The sequence below is a fragment of the Stenotrophomonas sp. GD03794 genome (assembly GCF_029842145.1).
In the GTDB taxonomy this organism is placed as follows: Bacteria; Pseudomonadota; Gammaproteobacteria; order Xanthomonadales; family Xanthomonadaceae; genus Stenotrophomonas; species Stenotrophomonas riyadhensis.
The window spans coordinates 1-18,320 of sequence record NZ_JAOCFV010000078.1 but is presented as its reverse complement, the minus strand read 5'-3'; the positions used below and the strand labels follow the sequence as shown (position 1 = coordinate 18,320).

General features: G+C 67.9%; 12 protein-coding genes and 1 pseudogene. 8 read left to right on the top strand and 5 right to left on the bottom strand.

Features of this window, described 5'->3' with window-relative positions; all coding sequences use genetic code 11:
• Window positions 1-62: 62 nt before the first annotated feature.
• Together N5D91_RS22940 and N5D91_RS22935 are read right to left on the bottom strand one after the other, a co-directional pair.
• The gene (locus N5D91_RS22940; protein ID WP_180855532.1) at window positions 63-2,657 is read right to left on the bottom strand and encodes a M14 family zinc carboxypeptidase; all 2,595 of its coding nucleotides are present in this window, start codon (window positions 2,655-2,657) and stop codon (window positions 63-65) included.
• Between the two features lie 74 nt (window positions 2,658-2,731).
• Entirely contained in the window at window positions 2,732-5,371 is a 2,640-nt protein-coding gene (locus N5D91_RS22935) for a TonB-dependent receptor (RefSeq protein ID WP_153856226.1), read from the bottom strand.
• Between the two features lie 192 nt (window positions 5,372-5,563).
• On the opposite strand from N5D91_RS22935, the gene queD reads away from it, so the two are divergent.
• Together queD and N5D91_RS22925 are read left to right on the top strand one after the other, a co-directional pair.
• A complete protein-coding gene (gene queD / locus N5D91_RS22930) occupies window positions 5,564-5,926 on the top strand; it encodes a 6-carboxytetrahydropterin synthase QueD (RefSeq protein WP_005407953.1) in 363 nt (120 codons plus the stop codon).
• A gap of 117 nt (window positions 5,927-6,043) precedes the next feature.
• A complete protein-coding gene (locus N5D91_RS22925; protein WP_107432464.1) occupies window positions 6,044-6,391 on the top strand; it encodes a phasin family protein in 348 nt (115 codons plus the stop codon).
• A 666-nt stretch (window positions 6,392-7,057) separates the two neighbouring features.
• On the opposite strand, the gene asnB is transcribed toward N5D91_RS22925, so the two are convergent.
• On the bottom strand, window positions 7,058-8,959 hold the full coding sequence (gene asnB, locus N5D91_RS22920; protein WP_110710957.1) for an asparagine synthase (glutamine-hydrolyzing): 1,902 nt from the start codon (window positions 8,957-8,959) through the stop codon (window positions 7,058-7,060).
• A 350-nt stretch (window positions 8,960-9,309) separates the two neighbouring features.
• Between asnB and N5D91_RS22915 the strand changes: the two genes are divergently transcribed.
• Both N5D91_RS22915 and N5D91_RS22910 read left to right on the top strand, forming a co-directional pair.
• Window positions 9,310-9,999, top strand: a complete 690-nt coding sequence (locus tag N5D91_RS22915; protein WP_180855531.1) for a winged helix-turn-helix domain-containing protein — start codon at window positions 9,310-9,312, stop codon at window positions 9,997-9,999.
• Window positions 9,996-11,342: an ATP-binding protein gene (locus tag N5D91_RS22910; RefSeq protein ID WP_110710956.1), complete on the top strand. Its 1,347-nt coding sequence runs from the start codon at window positions 9,996-9,998 to the stop codon at window positions 11,340-11,342. The genes N5D91_RS22915 and N5D91_RS22910 overlap by 4 nt, the downstream gene beginning before the upstream one ends.
• On the opposite strand, the gene N5D91_RS22905 is transcribed toward N5D91_RS22910, so the two are convergent.
• Window positions 11,339-12,808 carry a HAMP domain-containing sensor histidine kinase gene (locus N5D91_RS22905; RefSeq protein ID WP_180855530.1) on the bottom strand — a complete coding sequence of 490 codons (1,470 nt, stop codon included), beginning with the start codon at window positions 12,806-12,808 and terminating at the stop codon, window positions 11,339-11,341. The genes N5D91_RS22910 and N5D91_RS22905 overlap by 4 nt on opposite strands.
• Window positions 12,805-13,524 (bottom strand): response regulator transcription factor, encoded by a 720-nt coding sequence (locus N5D91_RS22900; protein WP_153856224.1) that lies wholly within the window; start codon window positions 13,522-13,524, stop codon window positions 12,805-12,807. Before N5D91_RS22900 ends, N5D91_RS22905 begins: the two co-directional genes overlap by 4 nt.
• 144 nt (window positions 13,525-13,668) lie before the next feature.
• On the opposite strand from N5D91_RS22900, the gene msrB reads away from it, so the two are divergent.
• The 4 genes and pseudogenes from msrB to N5D91_RS22880 all read left to right on the top strand — a co-directional run.
• Window positions 13,669-14,241 carry a peptide-methionine (R)-S-oxide reductase MsrB gene (gene msrB / locus N5D91_RS22895; RefSeq protein ID WP_110710953.1) on the top strand — a complete coding sequence of 191 codons (573 nt, stop codon included), beginning with the start codon at window positions 13,669-13,671 and terminating at the stop codon, window positions 14,239-14,241.
• 2 nt (window positions 14,242-14,243) lie between these two features.
• Window positions 14,244-16,013, top strand: coding sequence for a cytochrome c biogenesis protein CcdA (locus tag N5D91_RS22890; protein ID WP_153856223.1), 1,770 nt, complete (start codon window positions 14,244-14,246; stop codon window positions 16,011-16,013).
• A 14-nt stretch (window positions 16,014-16,027) separates the two neighbouring features.
• Window positions 16,028-16,759 (top strand): annotated as a pseudogene (msrA, locus tag N5D91_RS22885) (peptide-methionine (S)-S-oxide reductase MsrA); the annotation flags it as partial.
• Between the two features lie 122 nt (window positions 16,760-16,881).
• On the top strand, window positions 16,882-18,320 hold a 1,439-nt coding region (locus N5D91_RS22880; RefSeq protein ID WP_279922753.1), incomplete at its 3' end, for a PLP-dependent aminotransferase family protein.

Genomic DNA, 18,320 nt, shown 5'->3' with positions numbered 1-18,320 from the left:
GCGTGTCCTGACTGGGCCTCCGGGCCTCCCCCAGCCAGGTAAAAATCAAGGCGCCAAACGCCTCAACCCCGCGCTTTACTCGGATTCACCAGATTCCCGAAGAAGACCGCGTTGATCAGCAGTCGATCCGTCCCGTGCCAGTACTTGCGATGCGCCGGATCATCGGCAAACAGCACCACGTTGCCCTGCCCCTGCGCCGACACCAGCAGCCACGCGCTGCCTGCCACCCTCGCGCGGTTGCGCTCGGACAGATAGCCATTCACCCGCGGCGGCGTGTCGATGCGCACCACCGTCGAGAACGGGTTCGCGCTTGGCTGCAGCGTCACCGTGTTTTCCTTGTTGATCGCCAGCTGCCGCCGCGGCACCCCGAACGCCAGCGGATGGCTGGTATCCACGTCGGCACTGAGGATGTTGCCGCTGACCCGCTCGATCGCGGCGATGTCACGCTGGTCGCCGAACGCACGGCGGCTCTCGCCAGCGGTTTCTTCTTCCTTGCCAAGCTTCTCGCCGTCGGCCAGCTTCTGTTCGATCGCCCACTTCGAGGCACTGCCGTACGTCACCAGCGAGCCACCGGCCTGTACCCAGCGCTTCAGTGCAGCCACCGCCGTGGCATCGACGCCGGTATAGGTGCCGCCGGACAACACGATGGTGGTGTAGCGGTCCAGCGGCACTTTGCCCAACTGTTGCGGATCCAGCTTGCTGGCCGGCAACCGCAGCTGCTGGTCCAACAGGAACCACGCCGATCCGATTTCGGTGGCGGCCACGCCCTCGCCCATCACCAGTGCCACCGAGGGCTTGCGCAGCGCTTTGACGCCGTCACTGCCGAGGTCGATGCCTTCGCGGCTGCGGCCACTGGACAGCGCGTGCACCTGCACACCTGCCTCGCGTGCGGCGGACGTCACTGCCTCAAGCAGCGCCGTGCCCTGCAGTGGTTGCCCGGCCACCGGAATCACCAGGCTGCCGGCAGCGAAGCTGACATCCCCCTGCGCGGTCGCGGTGGTGAACGGCTGGAATGCCGCGCGTGCATTCACGCCCTTGCCCTGCAGCGCGGCCAGCGCGCGCCCGGCATTGTAGTCGCGCCAGTCGATCGCGTAGGCGAATCCTGCCTGGCCGCCCAGCACCACGCCCGGCTCGGCCGGCAGCGCCGCCACGCGTGCGCCGCCGTCGATGCGGCTGCGGCTACCGGCGAAGGCCACGCCGTAGGCCGGTGCAATCGCGTAGCTGGTGCTGCCGTAGAACACATCGCCCTTGATCGGCGGCGTCTCGGCAAAGATCGAATGCACCAGGCGGAACTGCGCCTGCTGCACCGGCACCACGTAGGCGCTGCCGGCATCGAAGCGCTGACCATCGACACTGACGTCACGATCCAGCGCGCGCACCTCGATGCGATGCAGCAGCAACAGCTCCAGCAAACGACGGGTCAATGCGGGGTCATGCGCATCGCCGAATAGGAAGCTCTTCACCGGCTGCTGTGCGGCCTGCTTCAACGCGCTCTGGAAGAACTGCTTCTGCAGGTCGAACAGGCCGCTGCGCTCGGCTAACGCGCCGCGCACCGTGCCCAGCCCGGTAGCCACCTGGTTGCGGATGGTGAACGGGAACGTCAGCAGACCATTCATCGACTCCTGCACGCGGCCCCGCGAGCTGGCCTGCTCGACGGTAACGCCGACGGCACCGTGGAAATCAGGATAGGTCGAGCCGTACACCGGCGAGAAGTTGTCGAAGTTCTCGCCGGTGTAGTACAGCGAGCCCAGCGCATCCAGCGCCTGCGCGTGGTACTTGGCCAGAGTCTTGTTGAATTCGTACGACGCCGCCGGAATCAGCGGGCTGTGCATGCTCTTCGGCGACGGTTCGAAGTAATAGGTGCTGTCCTTTCCCATCTCGTGGAAATCGATCTGCACGTTCGGGTACCACTGGTGGAACACCTCCACCTTCGGCCGCGAGTCCTGCTGGGTCAGGGCCAGCCAGTCGCGGTTGAGATCGGTGAAGTAGTGGTTGGTGCGGCCCTGCGGGAACGGCTCGACGTGTTCCTTGTCGGCCGGGTCGGCCGAAGCCGGATCGGAGGCCCACGCGTTGTGCCAGTTGGCAGCACGATCACGGCCGTCCGGGTTCTGCGCCGGGTCGAACAGCACAACCGCCTGCTGCAGCCATTGCTGGGTTTCGGCACTGCGGTTGGCCACCAGGTAGTACGCCGTCAGCATCGCCGCTTCGGCACTGGAGGTCTCGTTGCCATGCACGCTGTAGCCCAGCCACACCACCACCGGGCTGTCACCGGCGGCGCTGCGCGGCTGCGCCGGATCGGCCAGGGTCGCGTGCTGCTGGCGGATCTGTTCCAGCCGCGCGTGGTTGCCTGCAGCGGTGACGGTGGCGATCAGCAGCGGGCGACCTTCATAGCTGCGGCCGATCTCGCGCACGCTGATCCTGTCCGAGCGTTTCGCAAGTTCCTGGAAGTACGCCACCAGCTGGTCGTGCCGGGTGTAACGGCTGCCGATCGGGTAGCCGAGGAACTGCTCCGGCGTGGGCACCGCTGCATCGAACGCCGCTGCGTCGGTCACCTGCGGGAAGAAGTACGCGCTCTGCGCCTGCGCCGGCTGCGGCGAGGACAGTGCGGTGGCGGCGGCAAGCAGCAACGGAAGAACGGCACGACGATGCAAGGACACGATGACTCCCCTGGAACACAACGGCAGACAGTCGCGCGGCCGGTCCCTTCAGGTGACCGGCCGCGGCGGATGGATCAGAAGCGGTAATCGAAGCCCAGCGTGAAGTAGCGGCCACGCAGGTCGTACTGGCTGAAGTCGTACGGCGCGCGGATGCCCGGGAACGAGGCGTCGTACGGCGGCGTCTTGTCGGCCAGGTTCTGCACCTTGGCGTACACGGTCAGCTTGTCGATGCCGGTGTAGGCCAGGTACAGGTCGTACTGGCTGTAGCTGCCGACACGCTGCTGCACGGCCTTGGCCGCGGTACTGGCTTCCTGGCGGTAGCTGCTGGTGTAGTACCAGGTCACGGCCGCGTTGAAGTCGCCGTACGTCCAGTCCAGCGTGGTGGTGGCCTTGTCCTTGGGCAGGGTCGCGCCGAGGTTGCTGCCGGCGTAGTCAACCAGCGGGCCGCCGACCACGGTCGGGCGACGGTAGTCGCGCACGTGGGTGTAGGCCGAGGACACGGTGAAATCACCCAGCGCAGCGGTCGGGATGCGCTGGCGCAGCTCGACGTCGATGCCCGAGGTCTTCAGCTCGCTCAGGTTCTGGTAGCGGTTGTAGACCGCCTGCAGCTTGCCGCGCTCATCGCGCTGCACCGCACCGGCCACGTTGTCGTTGACCAGGGTCTGGGTGTTGTTGGTGCCGACCAGGTTGTCGAGCTGGATGCGGTAGTAGTCCACGCTCAGGTTGGTGTTGGCCCACGGCGACAGCACCACGCCGAAGTTCACGCTCTTGGTACGCTCGGGCTTCAGTTCGTTGTTGCCGACGGTGAAGAAGGTCGGGTTCTGGCGCGAGCCCGGCACGTCCGGATCACGCGGATCGACCACGCTGCCGTAGGCGATGCTGGTGCTGTTGGAGTTCTCCGACAGCGACGGCGCACGGAAGCCCTTCGACGCCGAGGCACGCACCAGCAGGAAGTCGAGCGGCTGCCAGCGCAGGCCGATCTTCGGCGAGAACGCATCGCCGAAATCATCGTAGTGATCGGCGCGCGCGGCAGCGGACAGCTCCAGCGTCGATGCCAGCGGCACGTTCACTTCGGCGTAGGCCGCACTGACCTGGCGCTGGCCGTGCACTTCGGCGATGGCCGGGCGCACCTGCAGGCCGGCGTCGATCTGCCACGGGTTGTTGGAATCGAGCTTCTCGCGGCGCCACTCGGCACCGGCAGCGAAGCCGATCTCGCCGGCCCAGGTGTGGCCCAGGCTGCCGGAGATCTTGGCATCGATGCCCTGCAGCTTGGATTCGGCCGGACGCAGCGTGGCGATGTTGATCGAGTCGCGCACCGACTGCGGCGTGGCGGCAGGATTCAACAGGTTGTAACTGCCGGTGGCCAGCGCATCGGCCAGCGCCCAGCGGTTGGCGAAACCGCCAGAGACACTCTCACGCTCGCTGCTGCGCGCGCCGAACGCGGCCACTTCCCAGTCCCACTTCGCGGTGGTGCCACGCAGGCCGAACACGCCGCGATAGGCGGTGGAACGGTTGGTCTTGAGCGTGCCGCCAAGGTCGAAGAAGGTGTATTCGATCGGAATCGCACGACCGTACGGGTTGTACGGATTGTTGGCCGGCAGCAGCGATGACACCGGCTCGGCCAGGCCACTGTCTGCGTTCAAGGCGAAGCGGCCGCTCTCCAGGGTGAAGAACGGGCTGCTGCCGAACCACGCGGTGCTCTTGATCTGGCTGTACAGCACTTCGCCGAAGGCTTCGACGTTGTCGTTCAGGCGGAAGGTGCCGTTGGCATAAGCTTGGTAGCGCTTGGTCGAGGGAATCAGCGTGGTGAACGGCGCCTGGTTGAAGCCGCAGGTATCACCGGCCAGACCGTCGATCGGTGCGCTGGCAACGCGGGTGGTACCGGTCGGGCAGTTACCCTTGGCGTCGAGCATCGGCACCGACACGCCGTTGACCAGGTAGCGCGCGCCCTTGGCCGACCAGCCGTTCCAGCGGCCGCCGGGCTTGTCGGTGTAGATGCCGCTCCTGGTCAGGTTGCGTTCGTCCTGGTCCAGGCGTTCGCGGTTGTAGCCCTGCAGGCTGAAGAGGATGTTGTAGCCATCGGTGTCCAGATCACCGAGGCCGCCGACGAACTTCAGGTTCTGCTCGTGCAGGCCGCCCTGGTCGGCGCCGCCGAAGCTGCCGCCGATCTCGGCGCCTTCGAAGTTCTGCCGGGTGATGATGTTGACCACACCGGCCACGGCGTCGGAGCCGTAGACCGCCGAGGCGCCATCCTTGAGCACTTCGATGCGTTCGACCGCGACCAGCGGCAGCGCGTTGAGATCAACGAACGTATCGGACAGACCACCGGCCGGGAAGCCGTAGTTGGCCAGGCGGCGGCCATTGAGCAGCACCAGCGTGTTCTTCTGCGACAGGCCACGCAGGCCGATGCCGGCCGAGCCGGAGGCCCAGCCGTTGTTGGTGGTTTCGTTGCTGGCGTTGCCGGTGTTGGCCGAGATCGAGCGCAGCACATCGGCCACGGTGGCCTTGCCGGTCTGTTCCAGCTGCTGGCGGCCGATCACCTGCACCGGGTTGGAGGCCTCGGTATCGGTGCGCTTGATGTTGGAACCGGTGACGCGCACGGCGGCCAGGGTGCTGGCTTCGCCACTGGCGTCGGCGGAGGTTTCGGCGGCGGCGGACAAAGGCGCGGCCAGAGCGACGGCCAGGGCCGCCACGAGCAGGGTGTGCTTGGGCATGACGATGTGGGGGAGGTGGAAAGGACGACGAAGTTCCGCAGTAGTCCATGCCTGGCCGGGGTCCGGCCAATAACATCTCTTCATACGGATATAAGAGAAATTATCATCTCTTCATCCGGATGGAAAGAACTTCTTCACGAAGACCCAACATCCGCTCAGGCTGCCCGGCCACCTGCGGCGTACAATCGCGCCATGGAAATCTTCAAAGTCTTCATGCTCGAGGCGGCGCACCGCCTCCCCAACGTGCCGCCGGGGCACAAGTGCGCGCGCCTGCACGGCCACTCGTTCCGGGTGGAACTGAAGGTCGAGGGCGAGCCGGGTGCGCAGACCGGCTGGATCATGGACTTCGGCGACGTCAAGGCGGCCTTCCAGCCGATCTATGACCGCCTGGACCATCACTACCTCAATGACATCCCCGGCCTGGAGAATCCGACCAGCGAGAACCTGGCGGTGTGGATCTGGAACGAACTCAAGCCGAGCCTGCCGGCGCTGAGCGAGATCACCGTGCACGAAACCTGCACGTCGGGGTGCCGTTACCGCGGCCCCACTGCCTGATCAACCCATTGATCTGAAAGGTGTTTCAAAGGCGCCTTGGGCGCCTTTGTTATTTTTGTTGCATTGCCGCATCAACGGCGTATGCTGCATTGCATCAAGCCACTCCCTGATGCCCCCATGGCCGCCGCCTTCAGCGATCGCTTCAGTGATGCCACCCGCCAGCTCGCCGCCGCGGCAACGCGTGCGAACCGGTTGGCGTTGGAGAACGCGGAAAGCATGTTCGGCGTGCAGCTGAAGGTGATGGAGCGCAACCTGACCGCGACCAGCGGCTGGCTGGGCGAACTGGCCCGCAGCGAGGATGCGGCCGGGATGCTCAACAAGGGGGCGCAGCTGTGGCAGGACAACCTGCAGCGGCTGGGCCAGGCCCAGCAGGACGTGGTCGGCCTCGGCCTGCAGGCCGGCAAGGCCTGGTCCGAACTGGTGCAGGGCTACAACGAATCAACGGCGGACGCGAGCAACCACTGACGCGACGCAACGCTCATTGCGTGGGTCCCTCCCCCCACGCAATCCGGACCCGGCAGATCCCTCCCTCTGCCGGGTCTTTTTTTGCCTGGCGTTCGGATCGCGAAGCGCGTCTTCGTCCGGAATCGCCGCGAACTGATGGGCCTCGTCGGGGTGGGCAGGGGCCTGGGCAAATGTCCCCCGGCGCCGGCCGTTGGCCGTCACCTCCTCCTTTACTTTGCCCAGCCCCCTGCCCGCCCCGACGAGGCTCGGCGTGCGGTGAGGAGAGCGCAACGCTCGCGGCAGCCTCTCAATGAGGCGCCGAGGAACTCCGAACGCAGGGCGGATGCCCTTGCGTGCGAAGTAAAGGGGGAGGTGACGGCCAACGGCCGGCGCCGGAGGACATTCGCACGCAAGGGCCTCCGCCCTGCGCCGCGCAGAACAAACCGCCACAAGCGCGTCTTCGTCCGGATTCGCCGCGAACTGATGGGCCCCGCCGGGGCAGGCTTGCGGTGAGTAGAGCGCAGCGCGCGGCAGCCTCTCAATGAGGCGCCGACGAACTCCGAACGCAGGGCGGAGGCCCTTGCGTACGAAGTAAAGGGGGAGGTGACGGCCAACGGCCGGCGCCGGAGGACATTCGTACGCAAGGGCCTCCGCCCTGCGCCTTGCAGAACACACCGCGAAGGAACCTCAGCGCCCGCGACCACCGTGCCAGTGCTGATGCCACGCCTGGAACATCAGCACGTTCCACAGGTGCGTGTGCCACTTGCGCTCACCACGCAGGAACGCCTCCCAGATACCGCGCACGCGCGCAACATCGAAACACCCCTGGTTGCGCAGCAGCTGCGGATCCAGCAGCGCCTCCGCCCAATCGCGCAGCGGGCCGGCCAACCAGCGCGCCATCGGCGGACCGAAACCGCGCTTGGGGCGGTACACCAGCGGTTCCGGCAGGTAGCGCGCCAGCAGGTGCTTCAGAATCCGCTTGTGCTCGCCATCGTGGTACTTCAGGTGCTGCGGCAGGCGCCAGGCCAGGCGCACCACCTCCATGTCCAGCAGCGGCGCACGCGTCTCCACGCCCGCCGCCATGCCCGCGCGATCGACCTTGGCGAGGATGCCCTCGGCCAGATCCATGCGGAAATCCAACAGCTGGATGCGCGCCTCGGCCGGCAGCGCAGTGTCCTGCTGCTGGAAGATCGTCATCGGCTCACGTGCGCCCAGCACCACCTGCGCCGGCTGCCGCCAGCGCGTCACTCGCTGCAGGTAATGCCCTTCCACATCGTTGGCGGCAACCTCGGCCACCAGCGCACGCCAGCCGCCCAGGCGGCCACGCTCCACGTTCATGCGGTTGCCACTGCGCCGCGCCAGGTCACGCACCCAGTCCGGCAAGCCACCGCACAGGCGTGCATTGCGCAGTGCGCGGCCATAGCTGGGATGACCGAAGAACAGTTCATCACCGCCATCGCCGGTCAGCGCCACCGGCTTGCGCGCGCCCAACAGTTCACTGGCCAGCAGCGTCGGCAGCTGCGACGCATCAGCGAACGGCTCGCACCAGACCTGCGGCAGCCGCTGCAGCAGATCCAGGCCCTGCCGCGCGTCCATCCGGTGCAGGTGGTGCTGCACACCCAGATGGCGCGCGACCTGCGAGGCCCAGTCGCTCTCATCATGGCCGGGATCATCGAAGCCGACCGTCCACGCTTCGATCGGAAGCGTCGACTGCGCCTGCATCATCGCCGTCACCAGCGAGGAATCGGTGCCGCCGGACAGGAACGCACCGCAGGCCAGCGGCGAATGCATGCGTGCGGCGATGGCCTTCTGCAGCACAGCTTCCAGCTGGTCGGTCGCCTGCTCCAGGCTCGGCGCCGGCTGCAGCGGTTCCTGCAGTGCGCTCTGCATCGCATCGCGTGCGCACCAGTAGCGCGCGCCCCCCTGCGCGGCCTGGCTGGAGTAACCCGCGGCATGGTCGCTGAGATCGATGCGCAGCATCGCGCCCGCCACCAGCTTGTGGATGCCGCGGTAGATGGTGTGCGGCGCCGGCACATAGTCATGGCGCAGCAGCAGGCTCAGTGCGTCCTGATCAATGCTTGGGGCAAAGCCGGCGAACGCCTGCAGCGCCTTCAGCTCGGAGGCAAACAGGAACTGTCCCTGGTACCAGCCGTAATACAGCGGCCGCTCGCCCACCGGGTCACGGGCCAGCCACAACTCACGCGATTCGCGGTCCCACACACTGAAACCGAAGGCGCCCTCGATGCGCGACAGCGCCCGCTCCACGCCCCACTCGACGATCGCCTGCAGCAGCACGCGGGCATCGCTGCAGCTGCGCGGCAGATCACGCAGCTGCGACTGCAGATCAACGCGGTTGTACAGGCGCCCATCCAGGCACAGCACGTAACGGCCGCAGTCCGAGCTCAGCGGCTGCAGCGGGGTGTCGGTCGGCGCCCGGCAGTGGCCCAATGCGAGGCCGGCCTCGGCGTCGGTCCAGTAGCCGATCCGGCCGCGGCCGCGTTGCTGCAGGGCGCGCAGCATCGGCGCCAGCTGCTGCAGCAGGTGCTCGTCCTCGGCCGGCGGCAGCCAGGCCCCGACCACGCCGCTCATCGGGCACCTCCGCAGCGGCAACGGCGGGACGGGTTCAGCAGGCAGAGGGCGGCGGGCGACATGGGGACGGCACGCGGAACGGAGGAGACTCCATGCTCGGCCCGTCCCCCACCCGGCGTCAGTCGCTTTGCTGTCAGCGATGGTCACCGGACGTATCACGAAGGTAACGTTTTGTAACGGCAACCGGCTATGCTGGGCGCCAAGTTGTTGCCGGGGCTGAGACCCGGCCCGTGCGCCAGCAACCCCGGCTGAATGGCGCCCGCCCCCTGGACCCGGGTGGCCCGACGGCTGGGATAGCATCGCCGCGCTCGTGCCGTGGCGGTACGTTTGCGCCCACGGAGGCCTTGAAAATGCTGGATATCGTACTGGTCGAAGACGATGCCCGCCTGGGTACGATGGTCAGTGACTATCTGCAGCGGCATGGTTACCAGGTCGCCCACGAACGCAGCGGCGAGCGTGCGGTGACCCGGATCCTGGCCGAGAAGCCGGCCCTGGTCCTGCTCGATGTCGGCCTGCCGGACCAGGATGGTTTCGAAGTGTGTCGGCAGATCCGACCCCACTACGATGGCATCATCTGCGTGCTGACGGCCCGTACCGACAACATCGACCAGGTGCTGGGGCTGGAGCTGGGCGCCGACGACTACATCGGCAAGCCGATCGAGCCGCGGGTACTGCTGGCCCGCCTGCGCGCCCACCTGCGCCGCCACCGCCGGGTCGAACCGCGGGATGGCAGCCTGCGCTTCGGCGAGCTGAACATCGACCCGTCCACCCGTAATGTGCACCTGCAGGGCGCCCTGCTGGAGCTCACCACCGCCGAGTTCGACCTGTTGTTCCTGCTGGCCAGCAATGCCGGCCAGATCGTGGACCGCGACGCGCTGCTGCGCGGCCTGCGTGGCATCGCCTTCGATGGCCTGGATCGTTCGATCGATGCCCGCATCTCGCGCCTGCGCCGCAAGCTGGGCGACAACCCCGAGCAGCCGGAACGGATCAAGACCGTCCGTGGCCGCGGCTACCTGTTCAGCCGCTCGGCATGGGGATGAAACGCACACCCTCGGCGATGCGCGGCCACGCCTTCCACTTCCTGCGCTACGGCATCGGCTTCCTGGTTGCCCACCTGTTGCTGATCGTGCTGGGCCTGTGGGCCTGGGATGCCCTGCTGGAAGACCGCACTGAAGCCGGACTGCAGGCCGAGATGCGCGGCACACATGCGCTGCTGCAGCATCGCTTCGCCGAGACTCCACGCGAGCAGTGGCCGGCGCTGGCGCGCGAACTCGACGCCGATTTCGCCTACGCGCTGCGCATGGTGCCGCTGGCCGAGGCAGTAAAGGAGCTGCCGGCCAGCCAACGCCCGCCGTTCAACAACGGCCGCGTGCAGATCGACCTGGAGCACATGCGCAGCCTGCAGCGGATCGGCGACAGCGACTATGCGGTGATGCTGGGGCCGCTGGACGAAGCGCTGCCGGATGAAGGCTGGCAGGACAGCGAAGTATCCGGTGTGGCGATCCTGCTGCTGATCCTGATGGTGGCGGTGGCACTGCCGATGTACGTGATGGTCTACCGGCTGTGGCGCGACGTCTCTCAGTTGGCCCAGGCGGCGCGGCAGATGCGCGACGGCCAGCTGGACACGCGTGCACCGCGTGCCGGTACTGCCCTGGTACGGCCGTTGGCGAATGCCTTCAACCACATGGCCGAGCAGCTGCAGCAGCTGCTGGAAAGCCAGCGCGTGCTGGCGCAGGCGGTGGCGCACGAAGTACGCACGCCGTTGGCGCGGATGCGTTTCGGCCTGGCCGACCTGGAGGACACCGCGCTCGACGATGTGCAGCGCGATGCACTGGGCGGGCTGCGCACCGACGTCGATCGCTTGCAGCACCTCACCGATGCCGGCGTCGAGTACGCCGCACTCGGTCGCTGCCATCAGCTGACCCGCCAGCGCCTGCAGCTGGCGGCGCTGGTACGTGGCGTGGTGGCCCAGTTCGCACCGCTGCCAATGCCGGTGCAGCAGGCGCTGTCACCGGTAGGCCTGGTCAACGTCAATCGGCACATGCTGGAACTGGCGCTGCGCAACCTGCTCGGCAATGCCCTTCGTTATGCGCGGCGGCAGATCCGCATCGCCAGCACGGTCAACGACGGCTGGCTGTGCCTGCAGGTGGAGGACGACGGTCCCGGCATCGCGCCGGAACTGCGCGGCCAGGTGCTGCAGCCTTACGTCCGGCTGGACCCGGGCAGCCCCGGTTTCGGCCTCGGCCTGGCGCTGGTGCAGGTGGTGGCCGACAAGCATGGCGGCCACGTCGAGGTCACCGATTCGGAGTTGGGCGGTGCCTGTATCCGCCTGCACCTGCCGCTGGAGACCGGCGGCATCGTGGAGTGCGAAGCGGCCTGCTAGGCCGCTGGCTCCGCACGCGGCAAGGCAAATACGAACAGCGCGCCCCGCTCGCTGTCGCGCAGCTCGATCCTGCGGCCATGCAGCTGCACGATGCGCTGCACGATCAACAGGCCCAATCCGCCGTTCTCGCCGCGCCGCGCGCCCAGCGCGGCCGGCGCCTGGAACAACTGGTTTCGCAGCGCTGGCGCCACCCCGGGGCCATCATCGGCCACGCTGACCTCCACGCTGTCGGGCGTGGCACGCAGGCGCACCTCGATCTGGCCACCGTCGGGCGCATGCCGCAGCGCGTTGTCGAGCAGATTGGTCAGCACCCGCTCGACCAGGCCCAGGTCGGCGCGGACCAGCGGCAGGCCGGGCGGAAACGCCGCGTGCAGCTGTTGGCCACGCGCCTGCGCGGCCAGCTCGAACTTCTGCAGTACGTCCTGCAGCAGTTCCGGCAGCGCGAACACTTCCCACTCCAGGCGCACTTCGCCATGTTCCAGCCGCGCCAGCTCGAACAGCGCGCGTGCCAGGCGACCGACCTTGGCGCTCTGCGCCAGCGCAATGCCGAGGTAGCGGCGGCGCTCGTCCGGCGACAGCGTGGCGTCCTTCAGCGCCAGCGTTTCCAGATAGCCGTGCAGCGACGACAACGGCGTGCGCAGGTCATGCGAGATGTTGGCCACCAGTTCGCGCCGCTGCAGGTCCTGCTGGCGCAACTGCTGCCATTGCTCACCCAGCCGCTGCGCCATCTGCGCGTGCGCGTGTTCCAGGATCACCAGTTCATCGCGCTCACCGGGCCGCAGTGGCTCTGGCGGCGGCAGTGGGGTCGGCGCGTCGATGTCGAACGTCTGGATGCGCCGGGTCAGCCGCCGCAGTGGGCGGGTCACCCAGTAGAACGCCACCAGCCCGGCCAGCAGGCCGAGGCCCCCCACCAGCACGACTGACCACAGCGTGGTGTTCCATTGGCTGCCCGCGGCGAGATCGTCGGCCAGCATCTGCCGGTGCTCGCCGACCAGCACCACGTACACATAGCCGGCCTGGCGGCCCTGCACGATCAACGGTGCGGCACTGAACACCTTGCGGCCATCGGCACTGCGCGGGTCATCGCCGAGGATCGGCAGTGGCGCACCCGACAGCAGACGGCGCAGCGGTGCCACGTCCACCTTGTTGCGCACCAGATGGCCGCTGGGCGCATCGTGGCCCAGGATGCGTCCCTGGTCGTCCAGCAGATAGACCTCGACGCTGGGATTGACCGCCATCAACTGGCCGAACAGCGCGCGCACCGCGGCATCGCGCATGCCGCTGGTATCCATCAGCTCGCTGCGCTGGGCGATGTGCTCGGCCAGGCCCAGCGACAACCGCTGCACCACCTCCTGCTCGTGGCGGGTGTTGGCGCGCATCTGCAGTGCCAGCAGCGCCATGCAGCACATCAGCATCAGCGCGGCGGTCACCACCGCCAGCTTCTGCCACAGGTTCGGCTTGATCATGCCGCCGCCCCGGCCGGATCGACCAGCTTGTAGCCGCGGCCCCACACCGTCAGCAATCGCCGCGGGTTCGCCGGGTCGGGTTCGATCTTGCTGCGCAGGCGGTTGATGTGGGTGTTGACCGTGTGCTCGTAACCATCGTGCTGGTAGCCCCAGACCTGGTTGAGCAGTTCCATGCGTGCGAACACCTGGTCCGGGTGACGGGCGAAGAACAACAGCAGGTCGAACTCGCGCGGGGTCAGTTCCAGCGCATTGCCATCCACCGACGCGGTGCGCGCCACCGGATCCAGCCGCAGCCCGCCCAGCTCGATCGCACCGGCATCGATGCGCGCGCTCTGCGCCATCGCCTCGGCGCGGCGCAGCAGCGCGCGCACCCGTGCCACCAGTTCCGGCATCGAAAAGGGCTTTGCCAGGTAATCGTCCGCGCCGAGCTCCAGGCCAACGATGCGCTGGGTTTCGCTGCCACGCGCACTGATGATGATGATCGGCACGTAGCGTGCCATCGCGCGTGCGCGCTGGCACACCTGCAGCCCGTCCACGCCGGGCAGCATCACGTCCAGCACCAGCGCATCCCACGGGCCGTCCTGCTCGAGCAGGCGCAGGCCGGCATCGCCGCTGGCGGCATGGGCGACGTCGTAACCCTCATCGCCCAGATGCATGCGCAGCAGGTCGGCGATGTGGGCATCATCTTCAACGATCAGCACGCGTTTGGCGGACATCAGCAGCTCGGGGCCAGTGGGGAGGCTGGCAGCATTGTGGCGCGGGACGGCCGCCGATACCTCACGAAAAATTGAATCCTGCGTGAGGATTCGTTGACCCGGGCGGGCGCAGCATGGCCCCGTCGCCCCTTCCCGGAGTCCGCCATGTCCCTCTCCCGCCGCCATCTGCTGGGCCTGGGCGGTGTTGCCACCGCCGCCGGGCTGCTCGGCCTGGGGGCCTGCAGCCGCGCCGCCCCGGCCGCCGCCGAAGCGCGTCCGTCGCGACAGTTCGAGGTCATGCACAGTGATGCCGAGTGGCGCCAGCGCCTGACCCCGGCGCAGTACGCGGTGCTGCGCCAGCAGGCCACCGAACGGCCGTGGAGCAGCCCGCTCAACAAGGAACACCGGCAGGGCACCTTCGCCTGCGCCGGCTGTGCACTGCCGCTGTTCTCCTCCTCCACCAAGTTCGAAAGCGGCACCGGCTGGCCCAGCTTCTGGGCGCCGCTGCACAACGCCATCGGCGAAGACCGCGACGTCACCTTCGGGATGCTGCGGGTGGAGGTGCACTGCCGCCGCTGCGGCGGCCATCTCGGCCATGTGTTCAACGATGGGCCACGCCCTACCGGACTGCGCTACTGCATGAACGGTGCGGCGATGGTGTTCGTTCCCGGTGCCACTGATGGCACTGCCGACGGCTGGCGGGTGCCGGTCGGTTCTTCCCCTGCTTCCGGAGCCTGACGATGCTGCTGTTGCTGCTTGCCTATCTGGGGGGCGCGCTGACCCTGCTCAGCCCCTGCATCCTGCCGGTGCTGCCGTTCGTGTTCGCGCGTGCCGACCGTCCGTTCCTGCGCAGCACGCTGCCGCTGCTGCTGGGCATGGCGCTCACCTTCACCGTGGTCGCCAGCCTTGCCGCGGTGGGCAGCCAATGGGTGGCACAGGCCAACCAGGTCGGACGCTGGATCGCCCTGCTGCTGATGGCGCTGTTCGCGATCGCGCTGCTCTGGCCGCGGCTGGCCGACCACCTGCTGGCACCGTTCCAGCGCGTGGGTGCCCGCCTGAGCGCACGCGCCGATGCGGCGGATGCCGCGGGGCACGGCGGCGCGTGGACCTCGCTGCTGATCGGCATCGCCACTGGCCTGCTGTGGGCACCGTGCGCCGGGCCGATCCTCGGCCTGGTGCTGACCGGCGCCGCCCTGCATGGCGCCAGCGTCGGCACCACTGCGCTGCTACTGGCCTATGCACTGGGTGCGATCACCGCACTGGCGCTGGCGGTGTGGATCGGCGGCCGGGTGTTCCGCGCGATGCAGGCGCGGCTCGGCCTCGGCGATGTCCTGCGCAAGGTACTGGGCGTGGCCGCGCTGCTGGCCGTCGTGGCGATCGGCCTCGGCTGGGATACCGGCCTGCTGACCCGACTGTCCACGGTCAGCACCGCGCGCATCGAGCAAAGCCTGCTGGACGCAGTGCCGGGCGCGCAGCCGGCTGCACCGCCGATGATGATGATGGCCGGTGCCAATGCCGGTGCCGATGCACCGCTGCCGGTGGAGGGCACCCTGCCCGCGCTGGATGGCGCCACCGGCTGGCTCAACAGCCCGCCACTGAGTCCACAGCAGCTGCGCGGCAAGGTGGTGCTGGTCGATTTCTGGACCTATTCCTGCATCAACTGCCTGCGCGCGATGCCGTTCGTGCACGAATGGGAGCGCCGCTACCGCGACCACGGCCTGGTGGTGGTCGGCGTGCACACGCCGGAGTTCGCCTTCGAGCGTGACCCACGCAACGTGATGAAGGCGGTGCAGCAGCTGAAGGTCGAGTACCCGGTGGCGCTCGACAACCAGTACACGATCTGGCGCGCCTTCAACAACCGCTACTGGCCGGCACAGTACTTCGTCGACGCGCAGGGCAATATCCGCGGCCATCAGTTCGGCGAGGGCAACTATGCGCGCTCGGAACAAATGATCCGTCGCCTGCTGACCGAAGCCGGGCAGACCAATCTGCCACCACCCGCCGATCCCGCTGCCGCCGACCTGAAGGGCGTGGCCGTGCAGGCCGACATGGGCAACCTGCGTTCGCCGGAAACCTACCTGGGCCACGCCCGCGCAGAGCAGTTCGCCTCGCCCGGCGGGCAGCGCAGCGACACCGCGTTCGACTACACGCTGCCGGCCACCCTGGCGTTGAACCAATGGGGACTGTCCGGGCGCTGGACCGTCACCGACGAGGCCGCACAGCTGCAGCAGGCCGGTGGCCGCATCGCCTTCCAGTTCCACGCACGTGACCTGCACCTGGTGCTGGCACCGAGCGAGGACGGCAAGCCAGTGCGCTTCCGCGTCTGGCTGGATGGCAAGCCGCTGCCCGCCGCCGATGCCGGCAGCGATGTCGGCGCCGATGGCAGCGGCGTGGTCAACGAACACCGCTTGTACCAGCTGGTGCGCCAGCGCGGCGCGGTCGGCCCGCATCGCTTCGAGATCGAATTTCTCGATGCGGGCGTGCAGGCCTATGCCTTCACCTTCGGTTGAACCGGGAGGACATGATGAAACTCTCTTTTGAACAAGGTATCGCCGCCGGTGTCGCCGGCCTGGTGGCTGCTGCATTGATCGCTGGCGTGCTGCTGGTCGACCACGGCGCAGTCGCGGCACCGCTGGAAGCCAGCGCGCAGGCCAAGGCACTACCGGCGCCCAGCGGCGACGCCGCGTTCCGCGATGACGCCACCCATGCCAGCGTGGTGTTCGCCGGCGGTTGCTTCTGGGGCGTGCAGGGCGTGTTCCAGCACGTCAAGGGCGTGAGCAATGCGGTGTCCGGCTACATCGGTGGCAGCGCGGCCAATGCGCGCTATGAGCGCGTCAGCGGTGGCCAGACCGGTCATGCCGAGGCGGTGAAGATCGACTACGACCCGCGCCAGGTCAGCTATGGCCAGCTGATGCAGGTGTTCTTCTCGGTGGTGCACGATCCGACCCAGCTCAATCGACAGGGACCGGACCACGGCAGCCAGTACCGCTCGGCGATCTTCAGTGATGACGCACGCCAGCAGGCGGCCAGCCGCGCCTACATCGCCCAGCTCGGCCAGGCCGGCAGCTACCGCGCACCGATCGTCACCCAGCTGGTCAGCGGCCAGCGCTTCTACCCGGCCGAGAGCTACCACCAGAACTACATGACCAACTACCCGCAGGCGGCCTACATCCGCTACTACGACGCACCGAAGCTGGCGGCACTGGGCAAGCAGTTCCCGGCGCTGTACCGGCGCGACGCGGCACTACCAAAAAAAGACGCACGGCCATCCAGCCGTGCGCTTGGAAAGTACCGGCCGTGCCCCGATCAGGCCCGGCCGACGACGACATGCTAGGCTCGCCATCATCATGGGTACAGCACCAGATGGCGGGAAATTCGATGGATACAGATGACCAGGGCGCGATGATCCCACCCCGCTACCAACGGCTGTCCGACGAACTGGCGGAGGCCATCCACGGCGGACGCCTTCCGGTCGGCAGCCGCCTGCCTTCGCTGCGGCAGATGGCCCTGCAGCGCAGGCTCAGCCTGAACACGGTGATTGCGGCCTATCGCCAGCTGGAGGACGCCGGCCTGGTCATTCCGCGGCCCAAAGCCGGCTTCGAGGTCGCGCCGCGATTGTCGGTGCCGGAACGTTCGCTGCGCGACACGCCGTCTGCGCCCACCGCGCCGCTGCAGCAGGTGTTGATGGCTCGCGTGCTGGAGGCACAACGTCGCCCCGGAGTGATCGACCTGGCCTTCGCCGGTCCACGCGGTCGCCAATTCTATCCGGGCGCGCAGCTGGCCCGTCACACCGCGCAGGTGCTGCGCCACGGCCAGCAGACGGTGGAGACCTACGCGCGCCCCAACGGTTCACCCCGGCTGCTGGCGCAGATCGTGCGCCGTGGTCCACGCATGGGCCTGCACACCCACAGCGAGCGGCTGCTGCTGACCCACGGCGCGATGGAAGCCCTGCAGCTGGCATTGCGTGCAGTCACCCAGCCCGGTGATGCGGTGGGCATCGAGGCGCCGTCCTACTTCAACCTGTATCCCTTGCTGGCCAACCTCGGCCTGCAGGCCATCGAGCTGCCCACCCACCCGCAGCACGGGCTGGATGTCGACGCATTGGATGCGCTGCTGGAGCACACCCCGCTGGCCGCACTGGTGGTGATGCCCACCGTGCACAACCCACTGGGCTGCACCATGCCGACCGCCGCCAAACAGCGCCTGGCCGAGCTGGTCAACGCACGGCAACTGCCGCTGATCGAGGATGCGGTGTACGCCGAACTGCAGTTCTGCGAACCGCCGGCGCCCTTGCTGAAGGCCTTCGATCGCGACGGCTGGGTGATGGTGGTCGGTGGGTTCTCCAAGACACTGGCACCGGACTACCGCATCGGCTGGCTGGATGGCGGCCGCTTCGCCGAGCGCATCGCACTGCTCAAGTTCCAGTCCACCGGTGGCGAACCGCAGCTGCTGGGCGATGCGGTGGCGGCGTATCTGGAAGCAGGCAGCTACGAACACCACCTGCATCGCATGCGCCGGCTGTACCGCGAACAGGTGGGACGGCTGCGCCAGCTGGTGGCCGAACACTTCCCGGCCGGCACCCGTGCCACCGAGCCGCAGGGCGGCTTCCTGCTGTGGCTGGAACTGCCGGGCGTGGATACGCGTGAGCTGTTCGAGCGTGCGCTGGCAGAGGACATCGTGTTCATGCCCGGCCAGGTGTATTCACGTGGTGCGCGCTATCGCCACTGCCTGCGGCTGTCGTGCTGCCAGACGCTGGATGCGCGCTTCATCGGTGCGGTGGAGCGGCTCGGTGCGATCGCGAAGGAGCTGGCGGCTGC

What these genes read in the sequence shown, in the direction of transcription:
- N5D91_RS22935 (WP_153856226.1), bottom strand. Translation starts at nt 5,371, where the DNA reads ATGCCCAAGCACACCCTGCTCGTGGCGGCCCTGGCCGTCGCTCTGGCC.
- queD (WP_005407953.1), top strand. Translation starts at nt 5,564, where the DNA reads ATGGAAATCTTCAAAGTCTTCATGCTCGAGGCGGCGCACCGCCTCCCC.
- N5D91_RS22925 (WP_107432464.1), top strand. Translation starts at nt 6,044, where the DNA reads ATGGCCGCCGCCTTCAGCGATCGCTTCAGTGATGCCACCCGCCAGCTC.
- asnB (WP_110710957.1), bottom strand. Translation starts at nt 8,959, where the DNA reads ATGAGCGGCGTGGTCGGGGCCTGGCTGCCGCCGGCCGAGGACGAGCAC.
- N5D91_RS22915 (WP_180855531.1), top strand. Translation starts at nt 9,310, where the DNA reads ATGCTGGATATCGTACTGGTCGAAGACGATGCCCGCCTGGGTACGATG.
- N5D91_RS22910 (WP_110710956.1), top strand. Translation starts at nt 9,996, where the DNA reads ATGAAACGCACACCCTCGGCGATGCGCGGCCACGCCTTCCACTTCCTG.
- N5D91_RS22905 (WP_180855530.1), bottom strand. Translation starts at nt 12,808, where the DNA reads ATGATCAAGCCGAACCTGTGGCAGAAGCTGGCGGTGGTGACCGCCGCG.
- N5D91_RS22900 (WP_153856224.1), bottom strand. Translation starts at nt 13,524, where the DNA reads ATGTCCGCCAAACGCGTGCTGATCGTTGAAGATGATGCCCACATCGCC.
- msrB (WP_110710953.1), top strand. Translation starts at nt 13,669, where the DNA reads ATGTCCCTCTCCCGCCGCCATCTGCTGGGCCTGGGCGGTGTTGCCACC.
- N5D91_RS22890 (WP_153856223.1), top strand. Translation starts at nt 14,244, where the DNA reads ATGCTGCTGTTGCTGCTTGCCTATCTGGGGGGCGCGCTGACCCTGCTC.